23 protein-coding genes are annotated in these 21,034 nt (G+C 72.0%); 9 read left to right on the top strand and 14 right to left on the bottom strand.

Going from position 1 to position 21,034, the window contains the following annotated elements; all coding sequences use genetic code 11:
- Positions 1-3: 3 nt before the first annotated feature.
- Complete coding sequence (locus tag AC1DIW_RS20535; RefSeq protein ID WP_478110543.1) at positions 4-1,398, bottom strand: sigma 54-interacting transcriptional regulator; 1,395 nt, start codon at positions 1,396-1,398, stop codon at positions 4-6.
- A 268-nt stretch (positions 1,399-1,666) separates the two neighbouring features.
- Here AC1DIW_RS20535 and AC1DIW_RS20530 point away from each other — a divergent pair, with 268 nt between their 5' ends.
- Positions 1,667-2,548: a DUF429 domain-containing protein gene (locus tag AC1DIW_RS20530; protein WP_478110542.1), complete on the top strand. Its 882-nt coding sequence runs from the start codon at positions 1,667-1,669 to the stop codon at positions 2,546-2,548.
- Between the two features lie 38 nt (positions 2,549-2,586).
- On the opposite strand, the gene AC1DIW_RS20525 is transcribed toward AC1DIW_RS20530, so the two are convergent.
- The 4 genes from AC1DIW_RS20525 to AC1DIW_RS20510 form a co-directional block, all read right to left on the bottom strand.
- Positions 2,587-3,693, bottom strand: a complete 1,107-nt coding sequence (locus tag AC1DIW_RS20525) for an SGNH/GDSL hydrolase family protein (RefSeq protein WP_478110541.1) — start codon at positions 3,691-3,693, stop codon at positions 2,587-2,589.
- A gap of 73 nt (positions 3,694-3,766) precedes the next feature.
- Positions 3,767-4,675 (bottom strand): alpha/beta fold hydrolase, encoded by a 909-nt coding sequence (locus AC1DIW_RS20520; RefSeq protein WP_478110539.1) that lies wholly within the window; start codon positions 4,673-4,675, stop codon positions 3,767-3,769.
- Entirely contained in the window at positions 4,672-5,910 is a 1,239-nt protein-coding gene (locus tag AC1DIW_RS20515; protein WP_442280683.1) for an RNA polymerase sigma factor, read from the bottom strand. The genes AC1DIW_RS20520 and AC1DIW_RS20515 overlap by 4 nt, the downstream gene beginning before the upstream one ends.
- 3 nt (positions 5,911-5,913) lie before the next feature.
- Positions 5,914-6,309, bottom strand: coding sequence for a YciI family protein (locus AC1DIW_RS20510; RefSeq protein ID WP_442280684.1), 396 nt, complete (start codon positions 6,307-6,309; stop codon positions 5,914-5,916).
- 151 nt (positions 6,310-6,460) lie between these two features.
- Here AC1DIW_RS20510 and AC1DIW_RS20505 point away from each other — a divergent pair, with 151 nt between their 5' ends.
- Positions 6,461-7,597 (top strand): glycoside hydrolase family 76 protein, encoded by a 1,137-nt coding sequence (locus AC1DIW_RS20505; RefSeq protein WP_478110538.1) that lies wholly within the window; start codon positions 6,461-6,463, stop codon positions 7,595-7,597.
- 168 nt (positions 7,598-7,765) lie between these two features.
- Positions 7,766-8,854 (top strand): alpha/beta hydrolase family protein, encoded by a 1,089-nt coding sequence (locus tag AC1DIW_RS20500; RefSeq protein WP_478110536.1) that lies wholly within the window; start codon positions 7,766-7,768, stop codon positions 8,852-8,854.
- On the opposite strand, the gene AC1DIW_RS20495 is transcribed toward AC1DIW_RS20500, so the two are convergent.
- From AC1DIW_RS20495 to AC1DIW_RS20480, 4 genes are all read right to left on the bottom strand, one after another.
- Positions 8,847-9,743 (bottom strand): amidohydrolase family protein, encoded by an 897-nt coding sequence (locus tag AC1DIW_RS20495; protein WP_478110535.1) that lies wholly within the window; start codon positions 9,741-9,743, stop codon positions 8,847-8,849. The genes AC1DIW_RS20500 and AC1DIW_RS20495 overlap by 8 nt on opposite strands.
- 24 nt (positions 9,744-9,767) lie before the next feature.
- Entirely contained in the window at positions 9,768-11,102 is a 1,335-nt protein-coding gene (locus tag AC1DIW_RS20490) for a C1 family peptidase (RefSeq protein ID WP_478110533.1), read from the bottom strand.
- Positions 11,103-11,169: 67 nt separating this feature from the next.
- On the bottom strand, positions 11,170-11,769 hold the full coding sequence (locus tag AC1DIW_RS20485; protein WP_478110531.1) for an ATP-binding protein: 600 nt from the start codon (positions 11,767-11,769) through the stop codon (positions 11,170-11,172).
- A 32-nt stretch (positions 11,770-11,801) separates the two neighbouring features.
- A complete protein-coding gene (locus AC1DIW_RS20480; protein ID WP_442280690.1) occupies positions 11,802-12,020 on the bottom strand; it encodes a hypothetical protein in 219 nt (72 codons plus the stop codon).
- 95 nt (positions 12,021-12,115) lie between these two features.
- On the opposite strand from AC1DIW_RS20480, the gene AC1DIW_RS20475 reads away from it, so the two are divergent.
- Positions 12,116-13,111, top strand: a complete 996-nt coding sequence (locus AC1DIW_RS20475) for an NAD-dependent epimerase/dehydratase family protein (RefSeq protein WP_478110530.1) — start codon at positions 12,116-12,118, stop codon at positions 13,109-13,111.
- 192 nt (positions 13,112-13,303) lie between these two features.
- Here the strand turns inward: AC1DIW_RS20475 and AC1DIW_RS20470 are convergent, their stop codons facing one another.
- Positions 13,304-13,780 (bottom strand): ATP-dependent zinc protease family protein, encoded by a 477-nt coding sequence (locus AC1DIW_RS20470; protein ID WP_442280692.1) that lies wholly within the window; start codon positions 13,778-13,780, stop codon positions 13,304-13,306.
- 24 nt (positions 13,781-13,804) lie between these two features.
- Here AC1DIW_RS20470 and AC1DIW_RS20465 point away from each other — a divergent pair, with 24 nt between their 5' ends.
- Entirely contained in the window at positions 13,805-14,998 is a 1,194-nt protein-coding gene (locus tag AC1DIW_RS20465; RefSeq protein ID WP_478110528.1) for a RimK family alpha-L-glutamate ligase, read from the top strand.
- 106 nt (positions 14,999-15,104) lie between these two features.
- Here AC1DIW_RS20465 and AC1DIW_RS20460 read toward each other — a convergent pair whose 3' ends face one another.
- The 4 genes from AC1DIW_RS20460 to AC1DIW_RS20445 all read right to left on the bottom strand — a co-directional run bounded on the left by AC1DIW_RS20460 (position 15,105) and on the right by AC1DIW_RS20445 (position 17,702).
- On the bottom strand, positions 15,105-15,467 hold the full coding sequence (locus AC1DIW_RS20460) for a Sec-independent protein translocase subunit TatA (protein WP_478110526.1): 363 nt from the start codon (positions 15,465-15,467) through the stop codon (positions 15,105-15,107).
- Positions 15,468-15,593: 126 nt separating this feature from the next.
- A complete protein-coding gene (locus AC1DIW_RS20455; RefSeq protein ID WP_478110524.1) occupies positions 15,594-16,421 on the bottom strand; it encodes a DinB family protein in 828 nt (275 codons plus the stop codon).
- 125 nt (positions 16,422-16,546) lie between these two features.
- A complete protein-coding gene (locus tag AC1DIW_RS20450) occupies positions 16,547-17,215 on the bottom strand; it encodes a peptidoglycan DD-metalloendopeptidase family protein (RefSeq protein WP_478110522.1) in 669 nt (222 codons plus the stop codon).
- Between the two features lie 49 nt (positions 17,216-17,264).
- Complete coding sequence (locus AC1DIW_RS20445) at positions 17,265-17,702, bottom strand: DUF4396 domain-containing protein (protein WP_442280697.1); 438 nt, start codon at positions 17,700-17,702, stop codon at positions 17,265-17,267.
- A gap of 15 nt (positions 17,703-17,717) precedes the next feature.
- Here AC1DIW_RS20445 and AC1DIW_RS20440 point away from each other — a divergent pair, with 15 nt between their 5' ends.
- The 4 genes from AC1DIW_RS20440 to AC1DIW_RS20425 all read left to right on the top strand — a co-directional run bounded on the left by AC1DIW_RS20440 (position 17,718) and on the right by AC1DIW_RS20425 (position 21,033).
- Positions 17,718-18,614, top strand: coding sequence for a hypothetical protein (locus tag AC1DIW_RS20440; RefSeq protein WP_442280698.1), 897 nt, complete (start codon positions 17,718-17,720; stop codon positions 18,612-18,614).
- Positions 18,615-18,693: 79 nt separating this feature from the next.
- Positions 18,694-19,470 carry an ABC transporter ATP-binding protein gene (locus tag AC1DIW_RS20435; protein ID WP_478110520.1) on the top strand — a complete coding sequence of 259 codons (777 nt, stop codon included), beginning with the start codon at positions 18,694-18,696 and terminating at the stop codon, positions 19,468-19,470.
- A 9-nt stretch (positions 19,471-19,479) separates the two neighbouring features.
- Positions 19,480-20,241, top strand: coding sequence for an ABC transporter permease (locus AC1DIW_RS20430; RefSeq protein ID WP_478110518.1), 762 nt, complete (start codon positions 19,480-19,482; stop codon positions 20,239-20,241).
- Positions 20,242-20,259: 18 nt separating this feature from the next.
- Positions 20,260-21,033 carry a MerR family transcriptional regulator gene (locus tag AC1DIW_RS20425; protein WP_442280701.1) on the top strand — a complete coding sequence of 258 codons (774 nt, stop codon included), beginning with the start codon at positions 20,260-20,262 and terminating at the stop codon, positions 21,031-21,033.
- The last annotated feature ends 1 nt before the right edge of the window (position 21,034 follow it).

The following is a 21,034-nucleotide window of genomic DNA, read 5'->3' as shown; positions in this document are numbered from 1 at the left end:
GACCTAAGCCCCGTAGACGGTGCGGCCGGCGACGGAGTCCTTGTCGATGCGGCGCGTCAGGTGCAGCCCCTCGAGGACGAACTCGATGGCGGCCGCGACCTGACCCGGGGTCGCGTCGTCGCCGTGGCCGAGCCGGTCGAGCACCTTCGACAGCCCCGAGACCGGACCCACCTGGGCCAGGAGGTCGGCGCCCGGCACGAGCTCACCCGTCTCGACGACGGCGCCCTGGGCGAAGAGGTTGGTGAAGCCGGTGAGGTCGAGGCCGGACAGCCGCGACCGGTAGGTCTCGGCGACGGCGAGGCGCAGCAGGTGCGCCAGCACGTCGCGCTCACGCCCCTCCTCGCCCATCTCGAACTCGACCTTGCCGAGGAGGGTGGGCACGACGGTGGGGACGTCGCAGACGCGGGCGACGGCATACGCCTCCCCGGAGCGGGCGGCGCGACGCAGCGCGGAGCCGGCTACGCCCTCGGCCCCGGCGATGGCGAACCGCGCAGAGACGCCGGACCGCTGGTCGACCGCGGAGGACTCCCGCAGCCCACGGGTGAACCGCGCGATGACCTCGAGGAGGTGCTCGGGCACGTCGGCGACGAGCGCGGACTCCTGGGCGATGAGGGCGACCTCGTCGCTCACCTCGGTCGGGTAGTGGGTGCGGATCTCGGCGCCGAAACGGTCCTTGAGCGGGGTGATGATGCGGCCGCGGTTGGTGTAGTCCTCGGGGTTGGCCGTGGCCACGAGAAGGAGGTCGAGAGGCAGGCGCAGCGAGTAGCCGCGGATCTGGATGTCGCGCTCCTCGAGCACGTTGAAGAGGGCGACCTGGATGCGCTCCGCGAGGTCGGGCAGCTCGTTGAGCCCGAAGATGCCGCGGTTGCTGCGCGGCACGAGGCCGTAGTGCACCGTCTCGGGGTCGCCGAGCGTGCGGCCCTGCGCCACCTTGACCGGGTCGACGTCGCCGACGAGGTCACCGACGCTCGTGTCAGGCGTCGCGAGCTTCTCGGTGTAGCGCTCGCTGCGGTGGCGCCACGCGACGGGCAGGTCCTCGCCGAGCTCGGCGGTCATCCGCCGGCAACGCACGCACGAGGGCTGGTGCGGGTCGTCACCGATCTCGCAGCCCTCGACGACCGGGCTCCACTCGTCGAGCAAACCTGCGAGCGTCCGCATGAGGCGGGTCTTGCCCTGGCCACGCTCGCCGAGGAGCACGAGGTCGTGCCCTGCGAGCAGCGCCGTCTCGAGCTCCGGCAGCACCGTCTCCTCGAAACCGACCATCCCGGGGAACGCGACCTCGCCGGCCCGCAGCCGGGCCAGCAGGTTCTCGCGGATCTCGCTCTTGACGCTGCGGTGGACGTGGCCGGAGGCACGCAGCTCGCCGAGGGTGGTGGCACCGGTGTCGGGGTGGGTCATTGCTTCACGCTACGTCCGACTCCCGACACTGTCGAAGGGTGCGTATGCCGCGTGCGTCGGTCCGCGCCGCGGTGCCGTCCCGGACCGCTAGGACACTGCTGCGCCCAGCGGAGCACTGACGTAGGGATCGTTGGCTGACACTGGGCGTTTGGCGCCTTCAGATCGAAATGGTCGATTCGGGGCAAATCGACGACTCGGCGCGGTGACAGTGAGCCGCCGCCCAGCCACCGGCGGAGACCTGTCTTCTCGGATGGGGTTGGCTGGGGTCATGGACCAGGACGCGCAGCGACGGATCCGCGAGCTGGCCGAGGAGCTGTCCGCGGGGCTCTCGAGCGCCGCCGATGACGAGGTGAGGACCGCGGTGGCCGTGAGCGTCGCGGCTCTGCGCCGCCTCGCGGACCTCCTCGATCGAGCGCCCGACGCCGGCGCGATGGCCGACAGGCCCGCTCCGGTCGAGCTCGTCGCGCCGGTGCTCGGCGTCGACGGCTGCGCCGCCGGCTGGGTCGGGGCGCTGCTCGAGCCCGGTGCACCCCGGCCGCGCATCGTCGTGGCACCGACGATCACCGACCTCGTGGCCATGGTGCGCGAGTCCACCGGCATCCGTGTCGTCGGCATCGACATCCCGATCGGTCTGCCCGACAACACGATCCGCCAGGCCGACGTCCTCGCTCGCCGGGCACTCCCCGGCAAGGCGTCGTCGGTCTTCTCGACGCTGACCCGCTCCGCGTATGCCGCGGCCACGCGTCTCGAGGCCGACAGCGTCAACCGCGACCTCGTCGGTCAGGGCGTCGGCGCGCAGGCCTTCGCGCTGCGCGACAAGATCGTCGAGGTCGACGCCTGGCTGCGCACCCGACCGACGGTGACCGTCCTCGAGATACACCCCGAGGTATCCTTCGCGGCCATGACGGGTGCTCCGATCCTCGCGAGCAAGAGGACCGACGACGGCCGCGACCGGCGCCTCGACGCCCTCGCTGCCGCGGGCATCGCCCGGCCGTCGGTCCTCCAGGGCCAGGGGTATGCCGCCGACGACGTCCTCGACGCCTGTGCGGTCGCATGGTCGGCCGCCCGGCACGCAGCCGGTCTGGCGAGGCCTATCCCCGATCCGCCGGAGGTCTTCTCCGACGGCATCCCCGCCGCCATCTGGGCCTGAACCACCCGCGTCGGCAACAACCGTGCGGGCTCCGAAGGTCAGCCGGTGACGGCGCTGCGTAGGGCTCCGGCGGTGGCGTTCCACCCGGGCTGGGTCGGGTGGACGAACTCGGCGGTGTCCCGGCCGGGCGTGCCGACCGGCACGAGCCAGGCCTTGGAGTTGTCGGCGACGACGTGCGGGTCGAGGCCGTGGACGCGTCCGCCCCAGGCCGCCTTGACGGTGTCGACGAAGTGGTAGTTGTCGGCGCCCGGCTCAGCATTGAGCTCGGCGATGCCGCGTGCCTGCAGGTCGTCGCCGAGCCGCTGGAGGTTGTTGAGAGCGGTGCCCGCGTCATAGACAGGTGCCGCCTCGGGGATGCCGTAGCTCTCGGTGTTGATGAGGAACGGGTAGCTGAGCAGGTAGACCTGCGCATGTCCGCCCGAGCGGGCTTCGACAGCACGAAGGGCGTCCTTGGTGCTCTCGACCATCAGGGGCGCCTTGGCCGTGGCCGCGTCCAGCGCCTGCTTGCAGCTCGACGGGTCCCGCAGGGTCAGGCAGTCCACGACGATGGTCGAGAAGCCGATGTCGTTGCCGCCGATGGTGACGAAGACGTAGTCCGTGTCCGGCGTGACCGAGTCGATCTGCGGACGGGTCCTCAGCTGGCACGAGACGGTGCCGGTGTAAGCGTCGTTGACGCCCGCCCCCGCGACGAACGTGTAGGTGTAGGAGAAGTCGGGCTGCGCCGGCACGCCGCACAGTCGCTCGGTCTGAGCGCGTCGCAGCCACTCGCTCTTCTGGTCGGGGTAGCGGGCCGGGTCGATCGAGTAGGTCGCCGTCTTGGTGAACGCGCTGCCCAGATCACGGGGATGGAGGATGTCGGCGACGACGCCACCGCTGCACGCCGCGTCGGTGTAGGTGCCGCCGATCGAGGCCGCGACCTGCGAGCCGTAGTTGTCGGGCGAGCGGTAGCAGCTGCGCTCCTCGTAGGTGCCCGTGCCGTTGCCGGCCGAGTAGGAGTCACCGAGCTGGACCACATGCGGGGCGGGCGTCGCGGATGCGCTGGGTGCGACCGACGCGACGGTCGCGGTGGCAGAGAGTGCGGCGACGAAGGCCAGGGCAGCGCGGGCGAGACGGGTGGTGCGTGGTGTTCGGGGTGAACGGGGCACGGTGGGACTCCTTCGTCCGGTGTCGGTCTCGAAGGACAACGAGGCCGCCGCCGATGAGGTCACGCTCCCGCGATCACCTCGAACCAGACGCACGCGCGGCTCCCGCGAGCCAGGTGAGGGCCTCCTCGGCCGTACGCAGCACCGAGATGTGGCCGTCGTCGGGCTGCAGCCACAGCTGCGCGCCGGCGATCGCCCCGGCGAGCCACTCACCGTGCGAGGGCGGCACCATGCGGTCGGCGCCGCCGTGCACGACGAGGGTCGGTGCCGCCACGTCGCCGGGCTCGAAGCCCCAGTCGGAGACGTAGGCGAGATCGTCGTCGATGAGGGCGGCCGGGCCGGCTGCCATGGCCGGACCGACGACGGAGCCGAGCCAGCCCCACGGCCCGGAGAAGGCTGCCTCGTCGGCCGGCACGAACCCGAAGTCGATCTCGCCCTCCGCCGCTTGGCCCGCGGCGGCCTCGTGCGCCTCCTTGACCGCACGCCCGGCAACAGCAGCACGCAGCGACGCCTCACCGCCCGGTGCCATGCCGGCGAACCAGTCGAGGCCCGACGCGCCGAACGGAGCCACCGGGGAGATGCTGACGACCCCGCGCACCCGGTCACCGAGCAACGCGGCGGGCGCGAGCGCATGCGTGCCCCCGCCCGAGTGACCCATGACCGCAAAGGAACCCACGTCGAGAGAGTCGGCGACCGCCGCCACGTCACGCGCGGCGGAAGCGACATCGCGCGCCGGTCGGGCGGTGGAGCCGCCGTAGCCAGGCCGGTCGTAGGACACCCACCGGACGCCGAGCCGAGCTGCGGCGGTGAAGAGCGGTCGGGGAGGCGCGCCGAGGTTGGGCGTCCCGTGGTGCCAGATGACGACGAGCGGTTCGACGTCCGGGGTGCCGGGGTCGCCCGTGTCGTAGGCGTGCAGCACGTGCCCGTCGCCGAGATCGACGTCGGACTCGGTGACGGTGACAGGAGGAGTCGGGGTGTCGCTCACAGGGCTTCGGCCTTTCGTCGGAGGTGGTCCTGCTCGGGGATGCTCGTCGTCAGGCGCGACGCGAGCAGGTAGCTGTCACGGGCCTGCTCGGTCTCGCCTGCCATCTCGAGCAGGTGGGCGCGCACGGCGTGCAGACGGTGGTGCCGGGCGAGGCGCTTGTCCTGAGCGAGGTCGTCCAGGACCGTGAGCCCGGCGGCCGGCCCCTCGACCATGGCGAGTGCGACCGCACGGTTGAGCGTCACGACGGGCCCCGGCGAGAGCTGCTCGAGCAGCCCGTAGAGCGCGAGCACCTGCTCCCAGTCGGTCTCCGCCGCCGAGGGCGCCTCGTCGTGCACGGCCGCGATCGCCGCCTGCACCTGGTAGGGCCCGAGCCGTGTGCGCGTCAGTGCGTCGCTGACCAGAGCGACCCCTTCGCTCACGTATGCCGTGTCCCACCGGGATCGGTCCTGCTCGGCGAGCGGGACGAGCTCACCGGCGGCGTTCGTGCGGGCCGGCCGTCGCGCCTCCGTCAGCAGCATGAGCGCGAGCAGGCCGGTCACCTCACCGTCGTCGGGCAGCAGCGCGTGCATCTGACGCGCGAGCCGGATCGCCTCTGCGGTCAGGTCGATCCGGTGCAGCTCGCGTCCGCTGCTGGCGGTGTGACCCTCGGTGAAGACGAGGTAGAGGACGTGCAGGACCTCGCGCAGCCGGTCCGGCACGTCGTCGTGCGGCGGCATCCGGAACTCGGCACCGGACTCACGGATCCGCTGCTTGGCACGGCTGATCCGCTGGGCCATCGTCGCTTCCGGCACGAGAAAGGCGTGCGCGATCTGCGCGGTCGTCAGGCCGCCGACCGCCCGGAGGGTCAGGGCGATCCGCGCTGGCGGGGTGAGCGCAGGATGGCAGCAGAGGAGGAGGAGCGTCAGGGTGTCGTCGCGGTCGGCCGAGCCCGCGGCATACGGCGGCGGGGCGACGAGGGTGTCCGCGGGCGCCCGCGTCACGTCGGCGAGCTCACGGCGCGCCCGTGCTTCGTCACTGCGCAGCCCGTCGATGAGGCGCCGTGATCCGACGCGGATGAGCCACGCCTTGGGATCGTCGGGCACACCCTCCTCGGGCCACTGGGCGGCCGCCGCGAACAGGGCCTCCTGTGCGGCCTCCTCGGCGCGGTCGAAGTCGCGGTAGCGGCGCACGAGCGCACCGATGACCTGCGGCGTCACGCTCCGCCACAGGTCATCAGTGACGACGGATCCGCCCACGGCTCAGAGGTCCTCGGTCGAGCCGCCCATGAGCGGCCGCACCTCGACGGCGGCGAACCGGGCGTCGGGGAAGCGCCCGGCGATCTCCTCGGCGCGCTCCGGGGTCGCGCAGTCGACGACGAAGTAGCCGGCCATCTGCTCCTTCGACTCGATGAACGGCCCGTCGGTGACGAGGCTCTCGCCCTCGCGCACCCGGACGCTCCGCGCGGTCAGCGGGTCCGCGAGCGCCTGGGCGGTCACGAGCTCGCCCGACTCGCTGATCTCGGTCATGAGCTCCTCGAAGTCGCGCAGCATCCCTGCGCGGGCGTCCTCGGACATGGCGGCGGCCTCGGGCGTGCGCAGGAAGATCGGGTGCCCCCACGTCTGCGGGTTGCTCCAGATCATGAGCAGGTACTTCATCTCGACTCCTTCGTCACGCCGTTCGCCGCACGGCCTCGGCATCGTCCTGACTTCCGGGACGTCCGGGACGTCGGAGCGGCCGGCACGATCTCGACACCGTTGCCGACCCTTCCACACCGGCGTGCGGATCGGCTCGCGGTAGCGTCGCTGCGTGTCCGCCGGCGACGTCCCCTCCCACCTCCCGACCGCCCTCGACGAGCGCGCCGCTGAGGCCGAGCGGTCCGTGACGGCGCTCTTCGCCGGCTCCCTCGGCGGTATGCCGCGAACGCACCTCGCACGCATCGTGCACCCCGCGCCCGCCGCGTCACGGACGCTCGGAGGTCTGCTCGGGACCTGGCACTACTGGTGGCAGGCGCACTACCTCGACGCCGTCGTCGACGCAGGCCTCCGCGCGCTCCGGACGGGTGACCGCAGAGGCGCCGATCGGCATGCCGCGCAGGGGGACCGGCTGCTCCAGACGATCCGGCTACGCAACCGGGTCCGTTGGGTCAACGACTTCTACGACGACATGGCCTGGCTCGCGCTCGCCTCGGGTCGACTCGAGGACCTGCACGGCCAGCTCGGGCGCACGGCCCGGCGCCGACGCCTCCGCTCGGCGGGCCGCCACCTCACGGCGCAGCTCCGCTCGGCCCATACGGACGACCTCGGCGGTGGCCTCTTCTGGAGCCGCGACCGCGACTTCAAGAACAGTCCCGCCACGGGGCCGGCCGCCCTGCACCTGGCCCGACTCGGGGAGACCGACGAGGCACGCCGGCTCGTCGACTGGCTCTATGCACGGCTCTGGTCGCCCGAGAGCGGACTCGTGCTGGACGGCATACGGCTGCGCGGCGGCGAGGAGGTCCTCGTGCCGGACGTGTGGTCCTACAACCAGGGCACGGTGCTTGCCGCCCTCGTGACGCTCGGTGACCGCGTGAGCCTCGCCCGCGCGGCCGCGCTCGTCGCCGCGGTCGACGCCCGGCTGACCGTCGAGGTCGGCGGCGCGCAGGTGCTGCGGACGCACGGTGGCGGCGACGGCGGGCTCTTCACCGGCATCCTCGTGCGTCACCTCGCTCTCGCAGCCACCTCGGGCTCAGGTCTCGCCGATCAGACGCGGGCCACCGCGCGACGGCTCGTCCTGAACACGGCGGAGTCGCTGTGGCGCGGACGCGGGAGCCTGACCGTCGCGGGGCGGAGGGACCCCTCGGTCTTCCCGCTCGAGCCCGCCGGGACCGCCCCGCAGCCGCCGATCGAGCTGTCGCCGCAGCTGCAGGCCTGGACCGTCCTCGAGGCCGCCGCCACGCTCGCCTGAGCCGACCGACGACCGTTGGTATGCCGTTCCGCCCGTTCCCGGCGTGTCGCCGGCGTGTCAGTGGGTTGCGTCCACCAACGGTCGTCGGTCGGCACGTGCACATCTCGGATCGGCCACGAGGCTGGGAGCGGGCTGGGAATCTCGGCGGTCCCGGGTGAGACTCGAGTGGTGCACACCGCCCGAGCCCTCGCCGCCGGCCTGACTGCGGGCGCCCTGCTCGGCGCCTGCACGGCCGTGGGGCCCACCGACGACCGGGGTGCCGGGACCACGGGCCCCGGCCCCACGGCATACGCCGGCAGCAGCACGACCACACCGCCCGTCACGAGCGTGCCGCCGAGCTCCACCCCCACCCCCACTCCCTCGTCGAGTGCTCGGAAGCCGGCACCCGACCCGGCGTCGATCGAGGCGCTCATCGCGACCCGTCACGAGGGCGGCAACCTCACGCTGGGGCGCGAGAGCGGCAGCACGGACGCGTACCGGCAGTACTTCGTGACGTACGAGAGCAACGGCCTGAAGATCTCGGGCCGCATCAACATCCCGCGCGGCGCGGGCCCCTTCCCTGCCGTCGTCCTGGCGCACGGCTACGTCGACCCGGCGGTCTACACGAACGGCGAGACCATGCTTCGCGAGCGCGACCACCTCGCGCGCCATGGCTACGTGACGCTGCACATCGACTATCGCAACCACGCGCAGTCCGACAAGGACCCGAACAACGACGCGAACCTCCGCGCGGGCTACACCGTCGATGCCATCAACGCGGGACTCGCGCTCAAGCAGGCCAGGTTCGTCGACCCCAACCGCCTTGCCCTCATCGGTCGCTCGATGGGCGGCGGTGTCGTCTACACCGCCCTGGTCGTACGCCCGGGGCTCTTCCGCGCGGCCGTGGCCTATGCGCCGGTGAGCTCCGACAGCATCGACAACTTCGACAAGTGGGTCCGCCACGACGCGTCTCGCTCGAGCGCGGCGCGCGTCGTCATCGCGCGACTCGGCACCCCGGAGGCCAACCCGACCGGATGGGCGGCGACGAGCCCCCGAACCTACTTCGGCCGCATCACCGAACCCCTCCTCATCCACCACGGGACGGCCGACGAGGACTGCCCACTGGCCTGGTCGCAGGAGTCGGTGGCAGCCCTCCGGGCCGACGGCAAGTCGGTCGATCTGGAGATCTATCCCGGCGGCCGCCACACGCTGACGTCACCTCAGTGGGACACCTCGATCGAGCGCACCGAGGCGTTCCTGGCCCGCCACCTCAAGTGAGACCGAGCAGCCGGGCACCGTTGTCCCACAGCACGGCTCGCATCCAGTCGTCACCGAGACCCAGGCGCGCCAGCGCGTCGACCTGGTGGGCGTAGGCATAGGGGATGCTCGGGAAGTCCGAGCCCAGCACGACCCGGTCGCGCAAGCCGGCGAGGCGGTCGACGTAGCCGTCCGGGAAGGGCGCGAACCGGTTGGTGAAGTCCGTGCCGTTCATCGTCGTGTCGAGGTGGACGCCGGTGAACTCGTCTGCGAGGTCGGCGAACTCGTGATACTCCGGCATCCCGAGGTGGGCGATGACCAGGACCAGGTCCGGGTGGCGACGCAGCACCTCCCGCACGGCCGCGGGCCCCGTGTGGGTGCCGCGGATGGGTGCCGATCCGGCGTGTAGGACGACAGGCACCTGTGCCGCCCCCAGCCGGGCCCATGCCGGCTCGAGGCGTTCGTCGTCCGGGGTGAAGTCACCGACCTGGACGTGCATCTTGAACAGGCGGGCACCGTCGTCGAGCGCCGCGCCCACGTAGTCTCCGACGCCGGGCTCGGGATAGAAGGTCGCGCAGTGCACGGCGTCGGGCACGCGCCGGGCGAAGTCCGCACACCACGCGTTGAGCCAGGTCGCCATGCCCGGTTTGTGGGGGTAGACGAGGGCCGGGACCGCCCGCAGCCCGAGCGTGCGCAGGGTCTCGAGCCGACGCTCCTCGTTCAGGCGGTAGGTGATCGGCCACGGCGCGCCGTAGTGCGTCTCCGCCTCGTCGAAGTAGGCCCACACCTTGCGCTGCATGGCATCGGGCAAGAAGTGGACGTGCACGTCGGCCAGCCCGGGGAGTCCGAGCGAGGCGACGTATGCCGGCACGTCGGCATCCGTCGCCGGCCCGGGCGTCGTCGTCGTCACGCCTTGCAGCGTAGGTGACGTAGGTCAGTCGGCGAGCGCGCCCATCGGGTCCCAGGCCGGGAGCACGATCGGGTCCTGGAGCAGCGCCTCCTGCAGCTCGGCCGGCAGGGCGTCGCGGCGCACGGCGACCTCGAAGACGAACTCGGCGAACCACGAGTCGTTCATCGTCATGAAGCCCTTGTCGCCCTTCTCGGTGCCCCAGCTGTTCTCGACGCGCCAGCGCCGCGGCACGTCGTCGTGCAGGTCGACTCCGGTGAAGAGCATCGCGTGCGTCATGAGCGACTCGTGGTGCAGCAGCCGGTCCGCCTTGCCGAGGCTCGGCTCGGTGCCGTAGATCGAGGCATGGTCGTAGAGCGCGGCGTCCCAGAGGCCGAGGTCGGCGTGGGACATCTGGCCGGTGTCGCACCCGAACCACACCGGCTCACCGCCGGCGATCGCCTGCGCCGCAAGCGACTTCATGAGGTCCGACTCGACGTTGAGGTAGGTGACGGGGGGCGCGCCGACGACGTTGCCGAGGTGCTCGACGGTGAAGGTGTGGCCGTACGGGCTCGTCGCGCGGGGGTCGTTGACGAGGCAGACGTAGTCCTCGAGCGGCACGGTGACGTAGCGCTCCGCGAACTCGAGCGGCGTCATCGCGCCGTCGCGGTGGAAGCCGCCGTCGGTGTCCTTCCACTGCCAGACGAACGACTCCGGCGGCGTGCCGAGGTGGATGCAGAGGAGACGGTGGATCGACGCGAGGACCTGCTCCTTGGTCTCACGCAGGTCCTCCTCGGAGGCGCTGTCCGCCGCCTGTGCCCGCAGGTCACGCGCCGCCTGGCGCAGGATCGTGCTGAGATCGCGGTTCATCAGGCGCGTGTTGCTCGAGCTCTTCGTCTCCGGCATCGCGACCTTCGGCACGAGACCGTGCTTGACGACGAGGGCGACGAACATGTTCCACTGCCCGCCGTCCTCAGCCGGGGTGGCGAGCAGGTGCGCGACGGTGCGGTCGTCGACGTCCCGGTCGGCCGTCGCGATGATCGACTCGAGCCAGTGGTTCGCTTTCTCGAACTTGTCCCAGAAGAGCAGGTGGTTCTGCGAGAACTCGAAGTCCTTGACCGCCAGCTTCTCCCGGGCCCCCGCCCGCAGCAGGTTGGTCCCGGCGAAGAGCCAACAGCGACCACTCTTCTCCTGCGACGTCACCGCCCAGTCGTCGAGCAGGTGCGAGACCGAGTGGTCGATGCTCGTGACGACCCTGCGGTCGAGCGCGATGTCGTCGACCGAGGTCGTCGTCACGGCGTTCTGCAGCATCCGTGCGGTGGGGTCGGCCTCGAACGCCTTGGTGAGGCGCTCGACGAGGTCGGGGGCGAGGTCGCGGGGCATGGGCCACTCCTTCGTGGGCTGGGGGTCTTCGCATCGTATGCCGCCAAGGCAGTCGGCCGAGGGCCCGTCACACGCTCTCGGCGACGACCTCGACAGGGACGACAGCGGCATACGCCGTCGTTGCCTTGCGGATCTCGTCGGCGGCCAGGGCACCCGGCACGAGCGACGAGTCGGGTCGGAAGTGCACGACCGTCCCCGGCCTCTGCAGTCCCGAGAGGCTCTCGAGCGGGCCTCGCGGCACGCCGTGCTCGAAGCGCTGCTGCCAACCACCCTCGGCCCGACGGTTCGTGTGCACGACCCAGTGGCTCAGGGCGGCGACGACCGAGATGCCCGAGCGGCGGTGCCCGTCCGGGAGCAGCGGCGCGTCGTCGCGACCATAGAAGCGCAGGTCCCTCGTCGCCATGACCGGCTTGACCTGCGCGACCCCGTCGTCGCCGGTGCGCGTCTCGGTGCCGCGACCGTCGTCGGCCACGGAGACGGACCCGTCGGCGTGCAGCACGACGCGGACGCGGGTCGTCGTCCCCGCGAGGGCTTCGTCGACCGGATAGGCAAGCACCTCGAGGACGAGGTGCAGCGGGCCTCCGGGCGCGAGCGTCCCTGCATCACGACGGATCTCGCCGAGGTGGTCGAGGTCGAGCGGTTCGCTCCAGTCGTGTGTGGCACCCATCCCTCCACCCTGCCAGACACCGGCTTCCTGCCTCAGTGACTTGCACGGCTGACGAGGTACATGGGGACGAACACAGCCCACAGCAGCAGGCAGCCGGCAAACCACTGACGCGGTTGGTCGACCGTGAGGTTGCCGATCCTCGCGAAGACCGGTGAGCCCGCGGCAGACAGGCGCTGCGCGTCGGCGTAGACCCACAGGGCCGACGATCCCACGACCACGAGCGGCACCAGCGCGACCGGCCATTCCGTCACCCCCTGAGTTTATGGCGCCCCCCGGCCGGCACCGGGTTACGTCGACAGCGAAGGGACGTTGGCGCGGGGACACGTTCCCGGCGAGGATCAGGCCCATGAGACTGCTCGTCCTCGGAGGCACCCACCACGTCGGCCGCGCGTTCGTCGAGGCCGCCCTGGCCCGCGGCGACGAGGTCACGACCGTGACACGTGGCGTCAGCGGCACCCCGGTCGACGGCGCCGAGGCCAGGCACGCTGACCGGCTCGATCCAGGCGCGATGAGCGCGGTGCTGGGCGACGACGAGTGGGATGCCGTCGTCGACACGTGGTCGGCCGCGCCGGTCGCGGTGCAGACGTCCGCGCGCCTGCTCAGGGGGCGCGCACGCCACTACACCTACATCTCGTCGTGCTCCGTCTACACGTGGCCGATAGAGCCCGGGTCCGACGAGAGCGCACCGGTCGTCGACGGCGACGCCTCCTCCACCGACGCCACCGACTACGCCGCAGCCAAGCGGGGCGGTGAGCTCGCCGTCCTGGCGGAGTTCGACGGCGACGTCGCGATCGCCAGGGCCGGGCTCATCCTCGGCCCGTACGAGATGGTCGGCCGGCTGCCGTTCTGGCTGGGCCGGATCGCCCGGGGTGGCCGCGTGCCGGCGCCGGGGCCGTACGACCGGCCGCTGCAGTACGTCGACGGCCGCGACATCGCCGACTGGGCACTCGGCTCGCGGCCGGTCGGCACCTTCAACACGGTGAGCGAGCCCGGCCACACGACGATCGGTGCCCTGCTCGACGAGGTTCGCACCGTCACGCGAAGTGACGCGGACCTCGTCTGGCTCGACCCCTCGACCGTCGAGTCGGCCGGCGTCGAGCCGTGGACGGAGCTGCCGATCTGGGTGCCCCCGACCGGCGAGCTCGTCGGCCTGCACTCGCTCGACACCACCGCCGCGGCGACGGCCGGGCTGCGCAGCCGGCCGATGCCCGAGACGGTCGCCGACACGTGGGCCTGGCTCCAGCGTGAAGGCCTGCCCGAGCGACCCACCAACCGCGGTGGAGGTCCGATGGACGCCGCCGCCGAGGCCCGCCTCCTCGCCCTCCACGACGCGACGCCCTGACACCGGACGGATCGCTCTCTCGACGAGGATCGCTCTCTCGATCACGCTGATCGAGAGAGCGATCCGTCCGGCTCAGCGGGCGCGGTGGGCGGCGGCCTTGACGCGGCTCTGGCACCGCACCCGGAGCGCCGTTCGGCACGGCGGCGCTGGCCCTGCTCGGGTCGGCTCTCGTCCGCGGGAGTCAGGCGGGAGTCAGTGGGCGCGGTTGCGGCGGCGGACGTCCTTGGGCGGCCGGCCACCGGCATACGACCGGGACGGGTCCACGACGTAACCCTGGCGCAGCGCCTCGCGGCCGACGAGCATCCGGAAGCCCATCCGGTGGCGCTTGCTCAGGGTCACCTCCGCCGGGACCGCGCGACCCGCGAGCGACAGGTCGAGGAGCACGACGAGACGCCTGGTCACGTGGCCGGACGAGCTGCGCACGCTGCGGCGGTCGTGGACCGGGCACTCGACGGTCTGCGCGTCGTCGGTGGAGTCCTGCCACGGGTGCACGGTAAAGCGGACCCACGGCTCGCCGTCGCGGTCGAACTCCTCGACGTCCTCGGCGTGCAGCGACGACGTGCGCGCGCCCGTGTCGATCTTGGCCTTGAGCCACGGCAGGCCGACGCCGGGCAGGGAGACCCACTCCCTCCACCCGACGGGAGTGCTTGAATAGGCCGGCCCAGACACCCGCCCATCTTGGCAGGACCCTGCATGAAACTCGCGATCCTCTCCCGCGCGCCGCGTGCCTACTCGACGCAGCGCCTGCGCACCGCAGCGCTCGACCGCGGACACCAGGTGCGGGTGCTCAACACGCTCCGCTTTGCCATCGACCTCTCGGGGCCGGAGCCGGACCTGCAGTTCCGCGGCCGTCCGCTGTCCGACTACGACGCGATCCTGCCGCGCATCGGCAGCTCGATCACCTACTTCGGCACGGCCGTCGTGCGGCAGTTCGAGCAGATGGACGTCTACACGCCGAACACCGCGAACGGCATCGCCAACGCCCGCGACAAGCTCCGGGCCGCGCAGATCCTCTCCCGCCACCAGATCGGCATGCCGGCAACGACGTTCGTGCGCAACCGCGCCGACGTCATGCCGGCCATCGAGCGCGTCGGCGGCGCGCCCGTCGTCATCAAGCTGCTCGAGGGCACGCAGGGCATCGGCGTCATCCTCGCGCCCGACATCAAGATCGCCGAGGCGATCATCGAGACGCTGCACAGCACGAACCAGAACGTCCTCATCCAGAGCTTCATCAGCGAGAGCCGGGGTCGCGACATCCGCGCCCTCGTCGTCGGCGACCGGGTCGTCGCCGCGATGCGCCGCCGCGCCAAGGGCGAGGAGTTCCGCTCCAACGTGCACCGCGGCGGCACTGTCGAGCCGGTCGAGCTGACTCCGGAGTACGAGCAGGCCGCGGTCCGCTCGGCGCAGATCATGGGCCTGCGGGTCGCCGGCGTCGACATGCTCGAGGGCAACGACGGCCCGCTCGTCATGGAGGTCAACTCCTCCCCCGGGCTCGAGGGCATCGAGACCGCGACGAAGCTCGACGTGGCCGGCGCGATCATCGACCACATCGCCGGCCAGGTCGCCTTCCCCGAGATCGACGTGCGCCAGCGCCTCACGGTGTCAACGGGATACGGGGTCGCCGAGCTCGTCGTCCACGCCGGCGCTGACATCATCGGCAAGACGATCGGCGACTCCGGTCTCGAGGAGCGCGACCTGCAGGTGCTGACCCTGCACCGCGGCGCCAGCGTCATCCCGAACCCGCGCCGCCGCGTCGTGCTCGAGGCCGAGGACCGCCTGCTGTGCTTCGGCCGCCTGGAGGAGATGCGCTCGATGATCCCCGAGCGCCGTCGTCGGCGCGCCAAGGTGCGCAAGCTGCCCACCGACCCGATCCACACCGTCGCCTGACGGCGAGGTCGCGTATGCCGTCCGGCGCAGCGGTCACGTGAGCGGTGCCGGGCGTCTCGGCGACGTCCCGTCGCGAGCGAGGTCGCGAGCGAGCGGGAGCCGCCAGCTAGTGCGAGCCGTTCGCGTGCTTGCGTCGCAGGAGCTCGGCGCGCAGCCGGGCGACCTCGGCGTCAGCGGCAGCCACCCGGGCGTCGGCCTGGTGCACGGCGTCGTGGACGGTGATGTAGCCGGTGTCGTGCCCGATGTCGCTCCGGGCGTCGTGACCGGCGTCCCGCTCGGTGTCGGCACCGGGGGTGTGGCTGCTGTCCGCACCGGCGTCGGGCGTGGTGCGCATCTGGTCCATCTCGGACTTGAAGATGCGGGCTGAGCGCCCGAGGCTGCGCGCCATGTCGGGCATGCGCTTCCAGCCGAAGAGGAGCACGACGGCGAGCGCGATGATGGCGAGCTCCGGCCATCCGAGATCAGCCACGGGAACCTCCTGACGATCGGCGGGACCGACCGCTGCCGGCACCTGCACGCGCATGTGATGGGACAGCGTAGGAACCTCGGATGGGAACCAGCCGGGAGCCTGCTGTGACCTCCCCCGGCGTGGCGGTCAGGACGACGGAACGACCCATTCGCCGTGCCCGGCCGCGAGGGCGTCGAGGTCGCGCTCGGCATACAGCCGGTGGTGCCACTCCTCGCTGAGGACGGTGCGCAGGACCCGGCTCACGGCATACGACTCGGGCTCGGGGTAGCCCGGCTCGAGGACGGGCGTGGTCTCCTCGGCGAGGCGCTCGTCGGTGAGACCGTCGACGACGCGGCGCACGGTGGCCATCCGGTCGGCGCGCAGCGCGAGCACCTCGTCGAGCGACGGGCGGGCGTCGCGGTCACGAGGCACCGGCGGGCTGTCGGGCATGTCGTCGTGAGGCAGGTCGAGCGCGTCCCACGGCTCGGGGTCACCGAGGAGCGCCCGGCACACCCAGGCGTCGGTGGCGAAGACGAGGTGGCGCAGCGTCTCGATGAACGACCACTCCCCGTCGACCCGCTCGTGCAGCCGGTCGGGCGGAAGCGTGCGGGCACGCTCGACGGTCCCGGCCCAGCGCCGCTCGAGGACGTCCCATGCCTCGCGGTAGCCGGCGGCGTCGCTCGGTCGCATCTTCGGGCGGTCGGGGTCGCGCCGGTCGAGCTCGGCCTCGATGAGCGGGGCGATGTCGACGCCGTTGATGCGGACGTTCTCGACGTCGCCGGTGATGTCGACGTCCTCGAGCCAGACGTCCCGGGCCCGCAGGCCGCGGAGGTCGACCATGCGCAGCGAGGCACCGCGGAGGTCGACGTCGTGGAGCCTGGCCCCGTCGAGGTGGACGTCATCGAAGATCGCCCCCGTCATCCGGACCCGCTCGAAGCGGACGCCCGTCCGGTCGTCGTGGCTCGCGTCGCACATCACGGTCCCCTTCCCTCGGAGGCGGATCGCCCCCGGCCCTCGCCGCTGTCGTCGCCGGCATCGGCAGCGTAGGGCCGATCCCGGACGTTCGGCGTCCTTGGCGCGCAGGAGTCTGGCGGTTCGCCTCAGGGCACGACGACGATCTCGGACTCACGGGGCATCCAGGCCTCGCCGCCCGACTCGCGACGGAAGAGCATCGGGAGGCCTCGCGCCGACGGCCAGTCCACCGAGTCCGTCACCTGGACGTGGATGTGCGGCTGGGTGCTGTTGCCGGAGTTGCCGCACGCGCCCAGCACGTCCCCCGCAGCCACCGCTCCGCCGGCGACGACCCGCACCGAGCCCTGCCGCAGGTGCGCAACGAGGACGAACGGTCCGGCCGGCCCGAGGGCGACCACGACATGGTTGCCGGCGATCGCGCCCGGACCGCCCCGGACGCGCCCGCGCTGACCCACGGCATACGCCACGAGGGTGAGCTGCGAGCGCCGCGCGACATGGTCGACCTCGCCGTCGTGAGCGATGACCACCCGTCCGGGCACTGGCGCGAGCACCGGCTGGCCGAAGCCACGGAAGAGCGCCAGCGCCTCCACCGACAACGCGGTGCGCCACGTCCGCGGTGCCGGCAGCCCGCGCTCGTCGACGGCGACGAAGTCGATGGCGTACGTCGTGCCGAAGAGGTGGGTCCCATGGCTGGGGACACGCCTCGCCGGGCTGTTGCGTGCCAGCCAGCTCCCACGGAAGGGCAGGTCGAGCACCACCGGCGCAGCGCCGTGGCTGACGTCGTCGCGGGTCCTCATGACCCCACTGTGCCCGCGCGAAGCCGCGGGCAGTGGTCCGAGCAACCAGTCAGCGGGTGCTCGTGGTGGTGTGCGCCGGCGGCGCCATGGGGGACGCGAGGCCGTCCGCCACCGCCACGACGAAGCCGCCGACCACGAAGGCGGCGATGGCAGCCGCGAGCGCCGACGTCGGCAGCACCGGGATGAACCGCCGTGCGCCGATGACCGGTCCGCTCCCGCCGTGTTGCTCGTGCCTCAGGGCGTGCCCTCTGCCGCGGGCCAGTAGGTAGCGATTCACCGGATAGGCCGCAAAGAAGGCCGCGACGAGCGAGATCGACATGCCGACCCAGAACACCGCATTGACCAGACCGGCGTTCATGGCGCCGGGGACGAGCCGCAGCGCCGCACCGAGGGCCAGACCGCTGCGCAGCAGGGGACGGCTCGAGAGCGTGTGGCCGAAGAGGAAGGCCAGCACGACGGACAGCGGGGAGCAGACGTCCTGACCCACGCGAGAATGCACGCCATGACCACGCCACCCGGTGCCGACGTCGTGCACGAGCTCCTCCTCACCCATGCGGACCGGGCCGTGACAGGCCCCCTCGAGGACCCGGCCGTCGTGGCTGCAGTCGTGGGGATCGAGCGGCTCGTCGTCGCCACCGGGTCGACCGACACGCGGACCCTGCGCGCCGCCGTCACGGGTCAGGTGGTGCCGGGCTCCGACGCCGGCCAGATCGCCGACCTCGTCGCGGAGGCACGCAGTCACGTTGCCGCCGGCCTCATCCGGCGCGACTCCGGCCAGGCGGTGGATGCCGGGGTCGTCAACCCGGCCTCGGGCGGCTACGAGATCACGACCGACGCCACCCTGCTGCGCGCCGCGGTCCGGGCCGCGCAGGGGTCGATCAACGCGATGCCGTACTACGGCGCCCGCTACGGCGCGCGCGGCTCACGGTTCGCGACGACGGACTCGGCGTGGCTCATCTCCCTCGCCGCCCTCACCGAGGACCGGGCCGTCCACCAGGTCGAGTGGCTCGCCCGCGTCCTCGCGGCGCGCGGCATGCCGTCCTGGCTGCTCGAGATCCACCTCGACGCCCTCGTGGCGGAGGTGAGGTCCGTGGCGGGCGAGGAGTCCGCGGGCTCCCTCCCGGCGGCCGCGCTCGCCCTGGCGGGGACGCGCCGCCGTCACGTCGACGACGACCTGCTGCGGTCGGCTGACGTCTGGGCGGACGAGGCGCTCGGCGACACCCTCCCGGTACCCCGCACCGGAGCGCTCCTGGCCGCGGCGATCGCCGACGAGCGGGTCGGGGTGACGCGTGACGACAGCGCGGTCGTGGACTGGCTCACCGCCCCGGAGCGCGTGCCGGTGGCCGTCGCCACCGCGCTGCGTGCGGTGCGCCAGCGCATCCTCGACGAGGCGAACTGAGCGACCCGCTGCACCGTCGTGAAGCCCTCGGCGATCGGGGCTTGACCTTGACGCAAGGTCAGGGTTGCAGCCTTGGGGCATGACCACTGAACACGCCATCGAGATCAGCGGACTCACCAAGTCCTACGGCGACCACGCGGTGCTCACGGGCGTCGACCTGAGGGTCCCGTCCGGCACCATCTACGCCCTGCTCGGCTCCAACGGCGCCGGCAAGACGACGGTGGTGCGGATCCTGTCCACACTGCTGCGGGCCGACGGCGGAACGGCCTCGGTCAACGGCCACGACGTCGGCACCGCGCCGGCGCGGGTCCGCCGGTCCATCAGCCTGACCGGGCAGTTCGCCGCCGTCGACGAGATCCTCACCGGGCGGGAGAACCTCGTGCTCGTCGCCCAGCTGCGACGTCTCCCGGGCCCCGGTCGGATCGCCGACGAGCTGCTCGCGCGATTCGCACTGGCCGACGCGGGCGGGCAACGTGCGGGGACCTACTCCGGGGGCATGCGCCGCCGCCTCGACATCGCGATGAGCCTCATCGGCGACCCTCCGGTGCTGTTCCTCGACGAACCGACGACGGGGCTCGACCCCCAGTCTCGGCTCGAGGTGTGGAGGACCGTGCAGGCGCTCGCGGGACAGGGCACGACGGTGCTGCTCACGACGCAGTACCTCGACGAGGCCGAGCACCTCGCCGACCGGATCGCGATCCTCCACGAGGGCCGGATCATCGCCGACGGCACGCTCGCCGAGCTCAAGGCCCTGCTCCCGCCCACGGAGATCGAGTACGTCGAGAAGCAGCCGACCCTCGAGGAGATCTTCCTCGCCATCGTCGGCCACGACACCCACTCTGACACCCACCACTGAGGACCGGACATGACCGCCTACGCCTTCAACGACACCACCACCCTGACCAAGCGCTCGCTGCGCCACATCCTGCGCAGCCCCGACACGATCATCACCACCGCCGTCACGCCGATCGCCATGCTGCTGCTCTTCGTCTACGTCTTCGGCGGCGCGATCGACGTCGGTGGCGCGTCCTACGTCGACTACCTGCTGCCCGGCATCCTGCTCATCACCGTCGCCTCGGGGGTCGCCTACACCGCCTTCCGGCTCTTCACCGACGTCTCGGGTGGGATCTTCGAGCGGTTCCAGTCGATGCCGATCGCCCGCTCCTCGTTGCTGTGGAGCCACGTCCTGACCTCGCTCGTTGCCAACGTCATCTCCCTGCTGCTCGTCGTGCTCGTCGCCCTGGCGATGGGCTTCCGCACGGGCGCCGGTGTGCTCGCCTGGCTCACGGTCCTCGGGATCATGGTGCTCTTCACCCTCGGGATGACCTGGCTGGCCGTGATCCCCGGCCTGACGGCCAAGACGGTCGACGGGGTGAGCGGGTTCTCCTACCCGCTGATCTTCCTGCCCTTCCTCAGCTCCGCGTTCGTGCCCACCTCCGGCATGCCGGGACCGGTGCGGTGGTTCGCCGAGCACCAGCCGGTGACCTCGATCGTCAACACCATCCGCGCCCTGTTCGCCGGGCAGCCCGTCGGCACGGACGGGTGGGTCGCCCTCGGCTGGTGCGTCGGGCTGCTGCTGGTCGCGTATGCCCTCGCCATGCGCACCTACCACCGCACGTTCGTGTGACCACGGGAGAATGCCGGCATGCTCACGATCAGCCAGCTCGCGGCATACGCCGGGGTGACCGTGCGCGCGGTACGGCACTACCACGCCAAGGGGTTGCTGCCCGAGCCCGAGCGCGACCGCTCCGGCTACCGGCGCTACGACGCGGCCGCCGTCGTCCAGCTCGTCCGGATCCGGATCCTCGCCGACGCCGGCGTACCGCTGTCACGGGTCAGTGAGCTGCTCGCGGCGGGCGACGAGGAGTTCGCGGCGGCGGTCGAGGACATCGACCGCCGCCTGCGCGCCGAGATCCGGGAGCGCCAACGACACCGGGAGCGGATCGCCAAGCTCGCGGCCGGCGACAGCCTGGCGCTGCCTCCCGAGGCGGTCGCCTACGTCGAGCGGATGCGGGAGCTCGGCTTCCCGGAGCGGCTCATCGAGGTCGAGCGCGACAGCTGGATCCTCATCAGCGCGCAGATGCCCGATGCCGTCGCTGCGTTGATGGAGATCAAGCAGATGCAGATCGAGCACGAGCCGCTGCGCCGGCTCTACCTCGACATCGGCGACCTCGTCGACTGCGGTCCGGACGACCCGCGCCTGCCCGAGCTGGCCGACCGGGTGGCCGCCTTCATCGAGGCGGCGGCCGCGGAGGGCGAGGGGATGGAAGACGAGCACCCCGTCAGCGCCGAGCTCGTCGAGCTGCTCGATGCGACGTTCCTCCAGTCTTTCGCGTGCGCGGCACGCCTGCTCGAGCTGCTCGAGGAACGCGGATGGACGGGCTGGACCGACATCCGGCGCACCACTGCGGCCGGCTGAG

It is taken from the genome of Terrabacter sp. 01T434 (assembly GCF_056398545.1).
Note: the sequence above shows the minus strand (reverse complement) of the source record. Positions and strands in the feature narration are given on the sequence as shown.

What these genes read in the sequence shown, in the direction of transcription:
- AC1DIW_RS20530 (WP_478110542.1), top strand. Translation starts at nt 1,667, where the DNA reads ATGGACCAGGACGCGCAGCGACGGATCCGCGAGCTGGCCGAGGAGCTG.
- AC1DIW_RS20425 (WP_442280701.1), top strand. Translation starts at nt 20,260, where the DNA reads ATGCTCACGATCAGCCAGCTCGCGGCATACGCCGGGGTGACCGTGCGC.
- AC1DIW_RS20485 (WP_478110531.1), bottom strand. Translation starts at nt 11,769, where the DNA reads ATGGGTGCCACACACGACTGGAGCGAACCGCTCGACCTCGACCACCTC.
- AC1DIW_RS20510 (WP_442280684.1), bottom strand. Translation starts at nt 6,309, where the DNA reads ATGAAGTACCTGCTCATGATCTGGAGCAACCCGCAGACGTGGGGGCAC.
- AC1DIW_RS20535 (WP_478110543.1), bottom strand. Translation starts at nt 1,398, where the DNA reads ATGACCCACCCCGACACCGGTGCCACCACCCTCGGCGAGCTGCGTGCC.
- AC1DIW_RS20430 (WP_478110518.1), top strand. Translation starts at nt 19,480, where the DNA reads ATGACCGCCTACGCCTTCAACGACACCACCACCCTGACCAAGCGCTCG.
- AC1DIW_RS20455 (WP_478110524.1), bottom strand. Translation starts at nt 16,421, where the DNA reads ATGTGCGACGCGAGCCACGACGACCGGACGGGCGTCCGCTTCGAGCGG.
- AC1DIW_RS20440 (WP_442280698.1), top strand. Translation starts at nt 17,718, where the DNA reads ATGACCACGCCACCCGGTGCCGACGTCGTGCACGAGCTCCTCCTCACC.
- AC1DIW_RS20435 (WP_478110520.1), top strand. Translation starts at nt 18,694, where the DNA reads ATGACCACTGAACACGCCATCGAGATCAGCGGACTCACCAAGTCCTAC.
- AC1DIW_RS20465 (WP_478110528.1), top strand. Translation starts at nt 13,805, where the DNA reads ATGAAACTCGCGATCCTCTCCCGCGCGCCGCGTGCCTACTCGACGCAG.
- AC1DIW_RS20450 (WP_478110522.1), bottom strand. Translation starts at nt 17,215, where the DNA reads ATGAGGACCCGCGACGACGTCAGCCACGGCGCTGCGCCGGTGGTGCTC.
- AC1DIW_RS20490 (WP_478110533.1), bottom strand. Translation starts at nt 11,102, where the DNA reads ATGCCCCGCGACCTCGCCCCCGACCTCGTCGAGCGCCTCACCAAGGCG.
- AC1DIW_RS20475 (WP_478110530.1), top strand. Translation starts at nt 12,116, where the DNA reads ATGAGACTGCTCGTCCTCGGAGGCACCCACCACGTCGGCCGCGCGTTC.